Source organism: Enhygromyxa salina (assembly GCF_002994635.1).
GTDB classification, from domain to species: Bacteria; Myxococcota_A; Polyangia; order Nannocystales; family Nannocystaceae; genus Plesiocystis; species Plesiocystis salina_B.
Window position 1 is genome coordinate 35671 of record NZ_PVNL01000130.1, and the last position, 14226, is coordinate 49896.

Below are 14226 nucleotides of genomic sequence, written 5' to 3' on the forward strand. Positions count from 1 at the left end.
TCTCGCGGCCGCGAGCGGCAAGGGGTAAGCTTCGGTCGTGATCGATCCGGCCACGACCACGCAGCTGCGCCAGCTCTACCAAAACTTGGTGGACCAGCCGCTCTGGCCAGACGATCCCCGCTACGTCGACCTGTACGCCGATCCGGGGTGGGCCGCGCTCGACCCCGTCGCACGACTGGCCACGCGGATTCGGTTCTCGGCGATCGAGTCGTCGCAGCTGTTCAGCGGCCACCGCGGCACCGGAAAGAGCACCCAGCTGCGCAAGCTGCAGCGGGAGCTCGAGGGCGACCCAACCTACAAGGTCGTGATCTGTGACATGGAGGACTACCTGCCGATGACCGACGCGGTCGACGAGGTCGACTTCATGCTCGGCGCGGCGGGGGCGTTGTCGGATGCGCTCGTGGACGCCGGATTGCTCGGTCGCGATTCGAAGGGGGACTACTGGACCCGCTTCGTCGACTGGCTTCGCGGCCAGCGGATCGACGTCGAACAGCTTGGACTCGACGCCAAGGTTCCCGTCGGGCCCGGCGCGGAGCTGCGGTTCAACGTGAAGGCCAACCTCAAGAGCGACGCCGCGTTTCGCGAGCGGGTGCGCGAGCGCATGAAGCTGCACGTCGGCGCGTTTCGAGCCGAGGTCCACGGGTTCGCGCAAGACTGCGTCAAGTGGTTGCGGGCTGAACATGGCGACGATACCCAGCTGGTCGTCATCTACGACAGCATCGAGCATCTGCGCGGGATCACGACCAACGAGCGAGCCGTCGCCGAGTCGGTCGAGGGTCTGTTCCGCGGACACGGGGACGCGCTGCGGTTTCCACATGTGCACACGATCTACACGGTGCCGCCGTGGCTGCGGCTGCACTACGCCGGGACCGACGGGTTTGATAGCTACTGCCAGATCCCGTGCATCAAGGTTCGCAAGCGCGCGCCAGATCCTGGCGGACAGGTGCAGCCCGATCCCGCCGGCCTCGACGTGCTGTGGCGGGTCGCAGGCAAGCGTGGCGACATGCAGTGGTTGCTCCGTGATCGGGCCGCGTTCGACGAGCTGGCGCTCGCCTGCGGCGGCTACCTGCGTGATCTGTTTCGGATGCTGACGGACCTGACCGCCCACGCTGCGCTCCACGGCGTGCCGGTGGCCGGGGATCGTTGCCGGCTAGCGATCGAGGAGCTGCGCAGCGCCTATCAGGGCTTCACCAATCGCCAGGCGGTGTGGCTGCAGGCGATCGAGGACAGCGGTCGGCTCGATATCCCCGATCTCGATGACCAGCACACGATCGCCCGGTTCCTCGATACTCACGTGTTGCTCGCCTACCGCAACGGCGAGGACTGGTACGCGGTGCATCCGGTGATCCGCGAGCTCGTGGCCGATCGCGCGGCGGCCTGGCACCGCGCTCAACGTGGGCAGGCTGAGCGTTGAGCGATCCAACGTCAGTCGAGTGGGCGTGGGCGAGGCTGTCGATTCACCTCGAGTGGGCGTCGGATTTCTGGCTGCTGTTCGTGTTTACCGACGATCCGAGAGCGAACCAGCAGCTGCGCGAGCGCGCCCAATCCCAGCTCGAGGCGGGCGGTCGGCAGCTCGTGAACCTGCGACCGAGCGCGCCAGATGACACCGCTGTGCGCGACGTGCTGCTCCAAGGGCGGGCCGACCAGGTCGCGTGGGTCGACTACGTGCGGCACGACGCGCCGGGGCAGGCGGACTGGCGCGAGGCCTGGCAGCGGCTGTGCGCGCAGCTCAATGAGCGTCGCGAGCTGCTGCGAAGGCGCTGGGGGACCGGCGGGATTGTGTTTGCGACCACGCTCGACCGGCTCGATGCCACGCCGGCTGTAGCTCCCGATCTATGGACGGTCCGCGCGCTGTTGTTGCGGGTGGCGACTCGCTCGACGGACCCGTCCGACCGACCCAGCTTCGAGCGGATCGAGGACCATCGGCGCAAGTCGACGCGAGACCTCGAACTCGACCGCCAGGCGGTCGAGCGAGCGCGGCGAAAGCTCGCCGACGGGGGACCGCTCGCCGACCTCGCGCTCGCGCTGCGCACCTTGAGTGAAACCCTCGACGACCTGCGCGAGCCCGACGAGGCGCTCGCGGCCGGGCAGGAGGCCGTCGAGCACTATCGAACGCTCGCACGCGAGGAGCCCGAGGCGTACTCGTCCCGGCTCGCGGCGGCGCTGAGCGACCTCGGGGCGCGGCTGTTTGCGGTTCGTCAGCGAGACGAAGCGCTGGCCGCGGCCGAGGAGGCGGTAGAGCTGCTGCGCCGGCTGGCGCACACCGAGCCCGAGACCTGAGCGCCGGGTTTGAACCGGGCCCGAGCCCGGCTCACTCAGACCGCGCCGAGCGAGCGGTCGAGGTCGGCGAGCAGATCGTCGAGGTGCTCGATGCCCACGCTCACGCGCACGAACCCGTCGGCGATCCCGAGCTTGTCGCGGTTCTCCTTCGGGACCGAGGCGTGGGTCATGATCGCCGGATGCTCGATCAGGCTCTCGACCCCGCCGAGGCTCTCGGCCAGGGTGAACACGCGGACGGCCTCCAGGAACCGCCTGGCCTGGTCGAGCCCGCCCTTGAGATAAAAGCTCACCATGCCGCCGAACCCCGACATCTGCCGGGTCGCGAGCTCGTGCTGGGGGTGGCTGGCGAGCCCGGGGTAGATCACCTGCTCGATCTTGGGGTGCGCCTCCAAGAACTGCGCGACGGCGATCGCGTTGCTCGCGTGCCGCTCCATCCGGAGCGCCAGGGTCTTGATCCCGCGCAGGGTCAGGTAGCAGTCCTGCGGGCCTGGGACCGCGCCGCACGAGTTTTGGATGAAGTGCAGGCGCTCGTGCATCTCGGCGCTGCGCATCGCAACCGCGCCGCCGACCACGTCCGAGTGGCCGCCGATGTACTTGGTGGTCGAGTGCACGACCAGGTCGGCGCCGAGCTCGAAGGGCCGCTGAAACACCGGGGTCATGAAGGTGTTGTCGACCGCCAGCAGCACACCCCGGGTCTTGCACATCGCCGAGATCGCCGCGATGTCGCCGAGCTTGAGCATCGGGTTGGTGGGGGTCTCGAGCCAGACCAGCTTGGTGTTGGGCTGGAACGCGGCCTCGAGCGCGGCCAGATCCCGCGGGTCGACGTAGCTGAAGCTGTGCCCGCGGCGGCTCATGACCTTGTCGAACAGGCGAAAGGTCCCGCCGTAGATGTCGTCGCCGGCGATCACGTGATCGCCGACGTCGAGCAGCTGGATCACCGCGGTCGTCGCGGCGCAGCCCGAGGCGAACGCGAGCCCGTGGGTGCCGCCCTCGAGCGCCGCGATCGAGCGCTCGAGCGCGAACCGGGTCGGGTTCTGGGTGCGGCTGTACTCGAACCCGGTGTGCTCGCCCGGAGACTTCTGCACGTAGGTCGAGGTCTGGAAGATCGGCGGCATCACGGCGCCGGTGATCGGCTCGCTGTGCTGGCCGCCGTGGATCACCAGGGTCTCGATGTGGGCCTGCGGCCCGCAGTGGTCGTGCTCGCGCTTGTACTCAGCCATCAGGTGTCCTTGCTCTTGCGCATCGCGGCCGCGTCGCGGGCCAGGTAGTCGATCAGATCGATCTTGGTGAGCAGCCCGCGCAGGTTGTCGTTCTCGGTCACGAGCACGACCTTCGCGTCATTGAAGATGCGCTTGAGCAGGGTGATGCGGGTGTGCGGGGTGACCGTGGCGTAGTCGCTCTCGACCAGGTCCGCGACCGGGGTGTCGAGCGCGTGGCCCTCGTGCTCGACCAGAAAATTCAGCAGGTCGATCTCGGCCACGATCCCAAAGTGGCGGCCCTTCTCGTCGAGCACGGGCAGCTGCGAGATGCCGTGCTCCTTGAGCGCGATCACGGCCTCGCGCACCGTCGCCGTCGAGCTGATCGTGATGAGCTTCTGCGGCTTGCGCTTGAGGATGTGCGCGACCGTGCCCTCGTTCTCGTGCTCGTTGAGAAACCCGTTGCTGCGCATCCACTCGTCGTTGAAGATCTTCGACAGGTACTTCTGGGCGTTGTCCGGCAGCAGCACCAGGATCCGCTTGGGCGTCTCGAGGCTGCGGGCGTACTTGATCGCGCCCATGACCGCGGCGCCGCACGAGCCCCCGCAAAAGATGCCCTCGCGGCGAACCAGCTCGCGGGTCATCATGAAGCACTCGAGGTCGTCGACCTGCACGATGTCGTCGAGGATGTCGAGGTTCATGGTCGAGGGCAGGAAGTCCTCGCCGATGCCCTCCACGTAGTACGAGAAGGCCTTGGTCATGCGCCCGGTCTTGACGTACTCGTAGTAGAGCGAGCCGACCGGATCGACGCCGACGATCTGAATGTCGGGGTTCTTCTCCTTGAAGTAGCGACCGCAGCCCGACAGCGTGCCGCCGGTGCCCATGCCCGAGCAGAACACGTCGAACTGGCCCTGGGTCTGCTCCCAGATCTCGGGCCCGGTGCTGACGTAGTGGGCCTCGGGGTTGGCGGGGTTGTGATACTGGTTGGCGTAGAACGCCCCGGGGGTCTCCTCGACCAGGCGCCGCGCGACCGAGTAGTACGAGCGCGGGTCGCTGGGCTCGACCGCGGTCGGGCAGATCACGACCTTGGCCCCGTAGGCGCGCAGCGCCGAGACCTTCTCCTGCGACATCTTGTCGGGCATCACGAAGATGCACTTGTAGCCGCGGATCGCCGCGACCATCGCCAGGCCCGCGCCGGTGTTGCCCGAGGTCGCCTCGATGATCGTCCCGCCCGGGCCCAGCATGCCGCGCTCTTCGGCGTCGCGGATGATGTTCAGGCCGACGCGGTCTTTCATGGACCCGGCCGGGTTCATGTACTCGACCTTGACGTAGATCTCGGACTGGAGGTCCGCTGTGACCGCGTTGAGGCGGACGATCGGGGTGTTTCCGATCGCCTCGATGATCGACGGGACCGCGCCCGGCATGAGGCTTGCCATGGCCGGACCATAGACCGCGCGCGGAGCCGCGGAAAGGTCGGCGCTCGGCCAACGCGTGAGCGGGCTCGCGCGTGGTCTGTGACCTGGCGCCGGCCGACGCGCGCGCTGACGGGCCCGAGCCAGCCAATGCCCGGCGTATCGGCGTATCGGCGTACCATGAGATCATGCTGGTCCGCTCGGTGTCGCTCGTGTTGGTCCTGGGCCATGCGTCTTGTGTGACGGACCAGGCCGCGGCGGCGCCCGAACCCACGCCTGCGCTCGCCGCCGTCGAGACTGACCCCGACCCGGATCCCGACCGAGACGGCGTCGCCCTGGCGAGCGATCAGTGCCCGGACGAGCCGGGCTTGCCGCCCGATGGTTGCCCGCTGCGCGACGGCGATCACGACGGGGTGCTCGATCCCGACGACGCGTGCCCCGATCAGCGCGAGTGCGTCAATGGCTTCGATGATCTCGACGGCTGCCCCGACGCGCTGCCGGACGACCTCGCCGATGTGATCGGCGTCATCGAGGGCCTCGAGTTTGGGCCAGACCGGTGGGACATCGAGCCCGAGTCGCGCCCCGTGCTCGATCGCACGGCCGAGGTGTTGGCCCGCTACCCGACGATCGAATTGGAGATCGCGGGTCACGTCGACGCCGGGCAGTCGCAGACGCTGCGCCGCCGCCAGCCCAGTCGCCGCCGCGCCGAGGCCGTGCGCGATTATCTGATCCACCAGGGCATTGATCCGCAGCGGCTGCAGGCGGTCGGCTATGGCGAGGATCGTCCGCGCGCCGACAACCGCACGGCCGAGGGGCGCGCCCTCAACCGCCGCGTGGAGCTCGTGCCGATCAAGCCGCCGTGGGCCGAAGACCCGACTTGCGACGCAGCCCCGGGTGCGGAGCCTGGATGAGCGCGCGGGCCGTGGCGGCCACGCTCGCGATCGTCGCGGGGGTCGGCTGCGGTCGCGGCGAGCGGCGCAGCGGTGAGCCGCGCTCGAGCGCAACCCACGAACAGCTCGAGTCGACGACCAGCAGCGACTGCGCGGGTTGCCACGGCGCGATCACTCGGGAATGGCGGGGTTCGGGTCACGCGCGCGCGTGGCTCGACCCGCTGGTCGCACGCGAGTATGCGGCCGATCCCGATCCCAGCTGCGTGGCCTGCCACGCCCCGCGCACGCCGCCTGGTGAGCAACCCGAAGCTCGCGCGGCCCACGACGGGGTCGACTGCGTCAGCTGTCACGTCGTCGCTGACGCGCTCGTGCCCGCGCCCAGCCTGGCCCGCAGTGAGGCGTGCGCGGGCTGCCATCAGTTTCGGTTCTTGCCGGTCGACGCGTCCGCGGGTCTCGCCTACGACCCCGAGGCCTGGCTGCAGGACACCTACGGCGAGTGGTCGCGGAGTCGGGCCGCGGCGGCCCAGATCGGCTGCCGCGACTGTCACATGCCCCTGGTCGACCAAGCAGGGGAACCTCATCGCAGTCACGCGTTCGCGGGGATGCACGATCAGGCGCTGGTCGCCTCGGCGGTGCGGGTTGGCGTCGAGGCCCGCCGCGAAGGGGGGAGCGTGATCGTCGAGGTGACCCTCCGCCCGGGGGCGATCGGTCACGCGTTCCCGACCGGCGACCTGTTTCGGCAGGGCGTGCTGCGGGTGTGGACAGACGAGCGCGAGTCCGCGGTCGACGAGTTCGTGCTCGAGCGGCGGTTCGCCGCGCAACCTCGCCACGCTGATGGCTCGGGCGGCTACATGGTCCAAGTTGCGGATACCCGCGTGCCGCCGCCGGGCGTCGGTGAGCTGCCTCGGGTGGTGTTTCGACTGCGCAGCCCGGCGGCGCAGCGGGTTGGCTGGAGCCTGGACCTGCGCGCGACCACCAGCGATCCGCCGCGGCCTGACGACCCGCGCACCCGGGTGGCCGCCGGGGACGTGGCGATCGAATAGGCGATCGGGTAGGGGCGTATTCGTGCCGCGCCGACTGCTATCGATAATCTGGTGACCGGCGGATCATTGTCGTCGACCGAATATTTGAATTTCAAATTGGAGGCTCACGCGCTGGCCGGCATCGTGCAGTACAAAAAAGTCACGGCCTGGCTTGATCAATTCAGGTTGTCAATGCACTATCTGAACGACCTCGCATTTCGCGGTGTCGCTGGGTTTACAGCATGGGATTCTGGTCCGATGAAGTACGCAATCGCATCCCTCGTGTTATTGGTATCAACTCCGGTATTGGCAGCACAAGTCCAGGTGGTGGAGTCCTACGACGCCGCCGTGGGTGAACTGCCCGAAGGGGTCGCGGTCGCGCCCAATGGCGACATCTACGTGACCTTGGCGGGGACCGGCGAGATCCGCCGTATCGACCGAAAGACCAAGGTGGGCAGCACCCACGCCTGGATAAATCCCGGGGGTGGGTTCTTGCTTGGCATGGCGTTTGACGGCGATGAGCTGTACGCCGCGCTGGCCTCGTTCGATCCGGCGACCTCCGGGATCTGGCATGTCGATGACGACGGCACCACGGTTCGCGTCGTGGCGTTCGGTGGTGACCAGTTCCCCAATGATCTGACCTTCGACGAAGACGGCAACATGTATGTGACCGAGTCGATCAGCGGCTCGGTCTACAAGGTCGACGCGGGCTCCAACGTCCCGCAGCTGTGGGTTCAAGATCAACTGCTGGTCGGTGATGTAGAGGCCTCGCCCGTGCCGTTCCCGATCGGGGTCAACGGCATCGCCTACGACGAGGAGACGGGCACGGTGCTCGTCGCGAATTCGCAGGTCCCGGCGCTGATCGAGATCGAGGACAACTGCGGCCAAGCGGGCGTGCTGTCCGTGATCGCCGCGGGCGAACATCTTCGCGGCGCAGATGGCATCGCAATCGACAAGAGGGGCGACGTCATGTTGGTCTCGAACTTCCACTCGTCGGTGCTGCGCATCGACCGTGACAGCGGCGCGGCCACCACGATCGCGGATGCCAGCGATGGCCTGATGTTCCCCTCGACCGCCGCGTTTGGCCAATACGGGCCCGACAAGAAGTCGCTGTTCGTGGTCAACTTCGGGTTCGGCGCGGGTCCAGACGCGCCCGTCAGCCTGCTGAAGATCGAGGTCGGGCAGAAGAGCTCGAAGCACCCGGCCGGCAACTGAGCGGGGGCTGAGCGGGGGAAGCTCCGCTCAGAACAGGCCGTGCAGCGGCCCGCCAGCGGCCGCGAGCGCGTCGACCTGGGCGCTGACCGCTGGATCTTCGACGAGCGGGGGCGCGTGCCAGGGCTTGATCCGCGCGTCGATGATCAGCGGCCCCGTACAGCCCCAGTGCTTGTGTTGCACGCTCGCGCCGACCCCATGCACGTCGTGGCTGGGGTTGCTGCGGGTGAACGTGACCCACAAAAAATTATGCAGCGAGCGGGCCGTGAACGCGGCGTCGTCGACCAGCACGATCAACGGCACCCCCACGAGGTGGGCCCGCGCTGGCGCGAGCGCCGACGCGAGCTGCTCGGCGCTGGCGTAGCCGGTGTCGGCGTCGACAAAGGCCGGCCCCGAGATCGCCAGGACCCCTGGCAGCGCGAGCTCGATCTCGCCAAACCCGGGCGGCAACGACAGCTGCGGCCGCTCGCGCGCGAGCTCGCGGATCGGCGCCCCGCGAGCGGCGATCACCAGCTTGGACCCGGCGTTGAGCCCCGAGCCCGAGTAGTCCAGGGTGTCGATCGTGGTCTGGGTGTGAAAGTGTAGATCCCGAGACCAGTCGACCCGCCGCAGCAGGTGGGCCAGAAACGCCGCCTCGTCGCCCGGGTCGAGCGCGGCCTCGCTGGGCCCGCGATCGCCGTGCGCGACGATCATCAGGTACTTGGCCAGCGACGCCTGGTTGAACCCCAGGATCGCGTTGGCGATCGTCAGCAGCTCTTGCGGGCGATCGGGCCGGTACGGCACGTAGCGCTCGGAGCCGACCGCGAGCAGCAGCGGGTGCACGCCGGCCGCGTCGACGGCGTGCATCGCATGCAGGCCGGGGATCGACGCGGGGACCATCGGCCCGGTGAGCTCGTGGATCAGCTTGCCGAAGCTGGTGTCCTCTTGCGGGGGGCGCCCGACCACGGTGAACGGCCAGATCGCGCCCTCGCGGTGCCAGACCGCGTGCACGCGCATGACCGGAAATTCGTGGCGCAGCGAGTAGTAGCCGAGGTGATCGCCGAACGGCCCCTCGGGCTTGGTCGCCTGCGGATCGATCGTGCCGACGATGCAAAAGTCCGCGTCGGCCGCGATCCGAAACCCGTCGCGCTCGCACAGGCGCACGCGCCGACGCGCGAGCATGCCCGCGAACACCAGCTCCGAGAGCCCCTCGGGCAGCGGCATCACGGCCGCGAAGGTGTGCGCGGGCGGGCCACCCACGAAGATGCTGACCTTCAACGGCTCACCGCGGCGCGCGGCGGCGCTGTGGTGGACCCCGATGCCGCGGTGGATCTGGTAGTGGAGGCCGACCTCGTCGGCGGCGTAGTCGTTGCCCGACAGCTGGACCCGGTACATGCCCAGGTTCGAGCGCAGCGGTCGGGGGTCGCTCGGGTCTTCGCTGTAGACCTGCGGCAGCGTGATGAAGGCGCCGCCGTCGTCGGGCCAGCTGACGATCTGGGGCAGCTGATCGAGGCTGGTGCGGTGGGCCAGCACCGGCGCCCGAACCCAGCGAGTCCGCGGCAGCGAGCGGAGCCCCGCGAACGGCAGCCGCCAGAATTTCCACGGGGCGCGCAGGACATCGGTGGGATCGGCCTTGGCCGCGATCGCGGCCTCGACCAGCGCCAGGCTGTCGCGAAACATGAACCGGGCCCGCTCGGGGGTCCCGAACAGATTGCACACGGCAGGGAAGGGGCTGCCCGCGACCCGCTCGAACAGCAGCGCGGGCCCGCCCGCCGCGTAGAGCCGGCGCTGGATCTCGGGGATCACCAGCTTGGGATCGAGCGGCTGCGCGATCCGGACCAGTCGTCCATGACGCTCGAGATCGACGACGCACTCGCGGAGGCTGCGGTAGCCCAAGGCCGCGCTGTCATAGCATGTCGGGGGATGGTATGGACCGCCCCCATGGGTCCCAAGCCCGCGGTCGTGCTCGCTGTCTCGTTTGTCGTCCTGCCTGCGGTCGTGGCGTGTGGTGACGCGCAGCCGCGGCCGAGCACGCCTGATCCGGCGGAGCACGTGGGCCCCGCGCTAGAGCCGAATGAAGGGCAGGAGCCTGGGCCGCAGGGCACGCTGTCGGGTGAGGCCGGGGCCGAGACGGGCGGCGAGACCGGCGAGCCCGACGTCCCGCCCGCGGCGCCCGACGGCACGCCGATGCTCGCCTGCGACGCCGGCCCCGACGAGATGTCCTGCGTCCCCGGCGGGGCGTTCATCCGCGGCGCCGACGAGGGTCCCGAGCACGCCCGCCCGCGCGCCGAGATCTGGCTTCAGACCTTCTGGATCGATCGCAACGAGGTCACCTACGCCGAGTACAAGGCGTGCGAGAAGGCCGGCGCGTGCCCCAAGTCTGGCCCGCAGTACCTGGACTTCGATCGTCCCCAGCAGCCGGTCAACGGCGTCAGCTGGTTTGACGCGCGCGCCTACTGTCTCGCCCAGGGCAAGCGGCTGCCGACCGAGTCCGAGTGGGAGAAGGCCGCGCGCGGCACCGACGGGCGGACCTACCCGTGGGGTGAAGACGAGGCGACCTGCGAGCGGGCGATCATCAAGACCAAGGAGCTCGGCCGGGGCTGCGGGGTCAAGAAGGCCGGCGACAAGCCCGACACGGGCCGCGTGTGGGAGATCGGCTCGCGCGCGCCCACGCAGTACGGGCTGTTCGACATGGCCGGCAACTCGTTCGAGTGGGTCAACGACTGGTACTCGAGCTCCTACGCGGAGTGCGGCGACGCCTGCTTTGGTGTCAACCCGCGAGGCCCCTGCGACGGCGAGGACGACTGCACGACCCACAAGCACAAGGTCGTGCGCGGCGGCAGCTGGTACTGGGGCCCGGATCGGGCCATGACCTACTTTCGCCGGCCCCACGTGCCCCGCAACGAGCCGTTTCATCACTTCGGGTTTCGCTGCGCCGCCGACCTCGAGCAGGCCAGCCGGATCGTGATGGTCCGCGCTGCGGACTCCGAGCTCGCCGCCCCCGGCGACCCGCCGACGTCGCCGAAATCCAGCGAGTGAGCCGCGCCTTGCGCTTGGCGGAGCGCGCGTGACAAGGTACCCGGACACCGCCGTGGTGCTTCGGCGTACGAGCCAGGAGTCCCGTGATCACGCACATCTTCATCGACAACTACCGCTGCTTCACGAACTTCGAGTTCGCGCCGCGGCGGCTCAACCTGCTGCTTGGGGCCAATGGCGCGGGCAAGTCGTCATTCTTTGACCTGATGACGGCGATCGGCGACCTCGTGGTGCGCGGTGCGGACATCGCCGAAGCGTTCCCCTCATCCAGCCTGACGCGATGGGATCGCCGGCCAACGCAGCGGGTCGAGCTGAAGTTGGAGGAGGGGGACCGGCACTATCACTACGTCCTCGTCGTGCAGCACGATCTGGATCTCGAGCGCTCGTCGATCCTCAGCGAGAAAGTGACGCTCGCTGACAAGACCCTGTTTGCGTTCGAGAAGGGCAACGTCCGGTTGCACGAGAACGACGGCAGTGAGGCCGCACGATTTGCGTTTGGCGGCAACAAGTCGTTTCTCGCGCAGATCGAGGCTCGCCCAGAGACGCGGGACTTGATGATCTGGCTGGAGGGTATCCGCGGGATCTGGGCCGGGCGGTTGGACGCCCGAAACATGAGCAGCGTGAGCCCCGAGGAAGACGAGACGCTCGCCCGCGACGGCTCGAATTTCGCCTCGTGGTATCGCCACTTCAGCCAGGAGAATCCCGACCGCCTGCGCGCGCTGTTTTCGGCGCTCGAGCCGATCGTTCCAGGCTTTCGAGCCATCGCGTTGGTCAGCTCGGGCGGGAAGGGCCGAGTCCGTGATCTCGTGGTGCGAATGACCGCGTGCGGGACCGAGTACGATCTCGACTTCGAGGAGCTGTCCGATGGCCAGCGCGCCCTCATCGTGTTGTACGCCTTGCTCGAGAGCGCTCGCCCGGGTCGCGGGTGCCTGCTGCTCGACGAGCCGGAGCTTCATGTCGGGCTGTCGGAGATCCAACCGTGGCTCGTCGAAATGGACGGTCGCTTCGAGAGCCATGGCCAATTCTTCCTCGCCTCGCACCACCCCGAGGTCGTCGACTACTTGGCTGCGAGTGATCCGTTCGTGTTCGAGCGACCGGACGGTGGACCCGTTCGCGTTCAGCCCGCTGTGTTCGATCGGGAGAGCGGACTCTCGGCGTCAGCGCAGCTCGCCCGAGGACTCGTGGGCCAGCTGGCGTGGACGAGTTCACGAAGATCGAGCAGTGACGAGTTGGGCTGATCTCCCTGCACGATCGTGTCAGTCAGCGCTGGATGCGGCGCGTCTCGAGCTCGCTGGTGACCCGCCTAGCGAGCTCGTGCAGCCTCGCGATCTCCAAGACCAAGAACCTCCGGGGCTGGCGACCAAACACGCACAGGGTCCCGATCGCGTGGCGCTTGCTGGTGATCAGCGGGATCCCGAGATAGCTGCGAATCCCGTCGATGCGGACCAGCGGGTTGTCGCAAACCGCGGGGTGGGTGGAGGCGTCCTCGATCGCCACGGCCACCTTCGAGTCGATCGCCTGGCGACACAGCGGCCACTCCAGCGGTGAGCCGCGCGCGACGCCTCGCCAGCGCTCGAGTCCGTGGCTGACGATGAAGTACGGGGTCGCGTCGAGCACGATCGAGACCGCTGCAAAAGGCAGCTGCAGCTCGTTCGCGACCCGATCGACGAGCGCCTGGATGTTTGGATCGGCGACCGCTTCACCGAGTCGCAGGGCGGCGAGCTCGCGGATCCGGGCGCGGTCGAGCAGGGGGTGGCTCGGCCGCTCGCAGCAGCTGCGGTCGCATACGAGTCGAGGCGGCGCGGCGCGAGCGATCGGATCGAGCTGCGCTCTCGCCAGGTCGTGGTGGGTGCTCATGCCCAGCTGCCTACGCTGGCTTCGCAACCGTGTCCGCGACGCAGGCACACACGGCGCCCAATCACAGCCTGTTCACGAGCGGCCTGGCGAGGCGAACCGGCGTCACGCGCGGGGCCACTACGGCGGGAGCTGGTCGTCGTTGCTGCGCGGAAACTGGCGCGGGACCACGTGCAAGAACGCGTCGCTGTAGTCGTAGTCCGGCTGCGAGATGATCAGCAGGTGGGTGCCCGCCCGCAGGTGCACCGCGCTCGACTCGCCCCCGCGCAGCACCGGGTGCTCGTTCACGCCGCTTGGCTTCGGATGCCGAAAGTCGAGGACGACGCCCGATCCCCGCTCGCGCCGAACATCGACGATCTCGACGCTGACTCGCTCGGGCGCGCGCAGCTCGACGTCGACGGTCTGCGGATCATCGAGCTCGAGCCGAAGGCTGCGATACATGCCCGGCGAGCCATCCGTCAGCGGGCCAAACGTGTCGTCCTGGTCGCAGCGCAGCGAGACGTCGATCCAGCGCTTGGTCTCGATCGGCGTGATGTCCTGGTCGTGAAGGCCCTGGTAGTGGTTCCTGGCGAAGTGGTCGTAGTTGCGCTCGAGCTGCGCGAAGCTGATCCCGGTGAAGCGCTCGAAGCTGGCTTCGAGCTCTGGGGGTCCGGCGGCGGTCACGATCACGTCGGCGATCCCGCGGGTCGAGCCGTCGCCAAACTCGTGCTCGATGTAGGCCATGAAGTGGGCGGCCACGGCGTAGTCGAGCTCGCCGAACCGGTAGTCGGTGGGCGACAGCCACAGCAGCTCGCTGGGATCGGGGCGGGAGTCGAGCGAGGCCCGACGGTAGGCCCCGACTCCCGAGTACAGCTCGGCGATGCCCTCTTCGAGGAAGTAGTTGGTCTGCGCCTCGGCGTTGAGCACCGCGTGGACGATCTCGTGGCTGACGCTCTCGCCGGTGCCAATGATGACGCGCGTCCCGGGGTAGTAGCAACCCAGCGCGCGCTCGCTGCACCAGCTATCGAGATTTTTTGTAATCCAGTAGAACCTGATGCGTTCGCCAAACGGGACGGTCCGCGAGAGTGACGACTCGACAGAGCTCAGGTGCGCTTCGAAGTAGGCTAAGGTGCCCGCGCAGATTGGATAGTCGAAGTCAGGCGCAATCTCGAAGTGCTCGGTCTCGTACGCGATGTCCGGGATCTCCGTGCACCCGCCAGCTGCCAGGCCAAGGCTGGCGGCGAGGCCCAGGCCAGCTGCGCCGAACCGGCTCAAGCCGCGTCGCATGGGGCCTCTCGCTCCTGGTCGCGGTCGCGTGTCTGGTCCCACGCCCTGCCCAGGCGATCGACCCGATTCGCGATCGCTG

The 14226-nt window shown here is 68.4% G+C and carries 12 protein-coding genes; 7 read left to right on the plus strand and 5 right to left on the minus strand.

Going from position 1 to position 14226, the window contains the following annotated elements; translation table 11 throughout:
- Positions 1 to 37: 37 nt before the first annotated feature.
- Complete coding sequence (locus tag ENSA7_RS33505; protein ID WP_106093487.1) at positions 38 to 1414, plus strand: ATP-binding protein; 1377 nt, start codon at positions 38 to 40, stop codon at positions 1412 to 1414.
- Entirely contained in the window at positions 1411 to 2280 is an 870-nt protein-coding gene (locus ENSA7_RS33510) for a tetratricopeptide repeat protein (protein ID WP_106093488.1), read from the plus strand. The genes ENSA7_RS33505 and ENSA7_RS33510 overlap by 4 nt, the downstream gene beginning before the upstream one ends.
- A 35-nt stretch (positions 2281 to 2315) precedes the next feature.
- Here the strand turns inward: ENSA7_RS33510 and ENSA7_RS33515 are convergent, their stop codons facing one another.
- Positions 2316 to 3500: a cystathionine gamma-synthase gene (locus tag ENSA7_RS33515; RefSeq protein ID WP_106093489.1), complete on the minus strand. Its 1185-nt coding sequence runs from the start codon at positions 3498 to 3500 to the stop codon at positions 2316 to 2318.
- Entirely contained in the window at positions 3500 to 4912 is a 1413-nt protein-coding gene (locus tag ENSA7_RS33520; RefSeq protein ID WP_106093490.1) for a cystathionine beta-synthase, read from the minus strand. Before ENSA7_RS33520 ends, ENSA7_RS33515 begins: the two co-directional genes overlap by 1 nt.
- A 164-nt stretch (positions 4913 to 5076) precedes the next feature.
- Here ENSA7_RS33520 and ENSA7_RS33525 point away from each other — a divergent pair, with 164 nt between their 5' ends.
- The 3 genes from ENSA7_RS33525 (at position 5077) to ENSA7_RS33535 (ending at position 8015) form a co-directional block, all read left to right on the plus strand.
- A complete protein-coding gene (locus tag ENSA7_RS33525; protein WP_146158439.1) occupies positions 5077 to 5799 on the plus strand; it encodes an OmpA family protein in 723 nt (240 codons plus the stop codon).
- Positions 5796 to 6821 carry a multiheme c-type cytochrome gene (locus ENSA7_RS33530; protein ID WP_106093492.1) on the plus strand — a complete coding sequence of 342 codons (1026 nt, stop codon included), beginning with the start codon at positions 5796 to 5798 and terminating at the stop codon, positions 6819 to 6821. The genes ENSA7_RS33525 and ENSA7_RS33530 overlap by 4 nt, the downstream gene beginning before the upstream one ends.
- A 285-nt stretch (positions 6822 to 7106) precedes the next feature.
- Positions 7107 to 8015 carry a Vgb family protein gene (locus ENSA7_RS33535; protein ID WP_146158440.1) on the plus strand — a complete coding sequence of 303 codons (909 nt, stop codon included), beginning with the start codon at positions 7107 to 7109 and terminating at the stop codon, positions 8013 to 8015.
- A gap of 27 nt (positions 8016 to 8042) precedes the next feature.
- Here ENSA7_RS33535 and ENSA7_RS33540 read toward each other — a convergent pair whose 3' ends face one another.
- On the minus strand, positions 8043 to 9887 hold the full coding sequence (locus tag ENSA7_RS33540; RefSeq protein ID WP_106093494.1) for a UbiD family decarboxylase: 1845 nt from the start codon (positions 9885 to 9887) through the stop codon (positions 8043 to 8045).
- 45 nt (positions 9888 to 9932) lie between these two features.
- Here ENSA7_RS33540 and ENSA7_RS33545 point away from each other — a divergent pair, with 45 nt between their 5' ends.
- Complete coding sequence (locus tag ENSA7_RS33545) at positions 9933 to 11030, plus strand: formylglycine-generating enzyme family protein (RefSeq protein ID WP_181234359.1); 1098 nt, start codon at positions 9933 to 9935, stop codon at positions 11028 to 11030.
- 83 nt (positions 11031 to 11113) lie between these two features.
- Positions 11114 to 12265 carry an AAA family ATPase gene (locus tag ENSA7_RS33550; RefSeq protein ID WP_106093495.1) on the plus strand — a complete coding sequence of 384 codons (1152 nt, stop codon included), beginning with the start codon at positions 11114 to 11116 and terminating at the stop codon, positions 12263 to 12265.
- Between the two features lie 22 nt (positions 12266 to 12287).
- On the opposite strand, the gene ENSA7_RS33555 is transcribed toward ENSA7_RS33550, so the two are convergent.
- Together ENSA7_RS33555 and ENSA7_RS33560 are read right to left on the minus strand one after the other, a co-directional pair.
- Positions 12288 to 12884, minus strand: a complete 597-nt coding sequence (locus tag ENSA7_RS33555; protein WP_106093496.1) for a GAF domain-containing protein — start codon at positions 12882 to 12884, stop codon at positions 12288 to 12290.
- A gap of 117 nt (positions 12885 to 13001) precedes the next feature.
- On the minus strand, positions 13002 to 14147 hold the full coding sequence (locus tag ENSA7_RS33560; RefSeq protein ID WP_106093497.1) for a hypothetical protein: 1146 nt from the start codon (positions 14145 to 14147) through the stop codon (positions 13002 to 13004).
- Positions 14148 to 14226: the final 79 nt, after the last annotated feature.

What these genes read in the sequence shown, in the direction of transcription:
- ENSA7_RS33530 (WP_106093492.1), top strand. Translation starts at nt 5,796, where the DNA reads ATGAGCGCGCGGGCCGTGGCGGCCACGCTCGCGATCGTCGCGGGGGTC.
- ENSA7_RS33555 (WP_106093496.1), bottom strand. Translation starts at nt 12,884, where the DNA reads ATGAGCACCCACCACGACCTGGCGAGAGCGCAGCTCGATCCGATCGCT.
- ENSA7_RS33520 (WP_106093490.1), bottom strand. Translation starts at nt 4,912, where the DNA reads ATGGCAAGCCTCATGCCGGGCGCGGTCCCGTCGATCATCGAGGCGATC.
- ENSA7_RS33560 (WP_106093497.1), bottom strand. Translation starts at nt 14,147, where the DNA reads ATGCGACGCGGCTTGAGCCGGTTCGGCGCAGCTGGCCTGGGCCTCGCC.
- ENSA7_RS33515 (WP_106093489.1), bottom strand. Translation starts at nt 3,500, where the DNA reads ATGGCTGAGTACAAGCGCGAGCACGACCACTGCGGGCCGCAGGCCCAC.
- ENSA7_RS33545 (WP_181234359.1), top strand. Translation starts at nt 9,933, where the DNA reads ATGGGTCCCAAGCCCGCGGTCGTGCTCGCTGTCTCGTTTGTCGTCCTG.
- ENSA7_RS33525 (WP_146158439.1), top strand. Translation starts at nt 5,077, where the DNA reads ATGCTGGTCCGCTCGGTGTCGCTCGTGTTGGTCCTGGGCCATGCGTCT.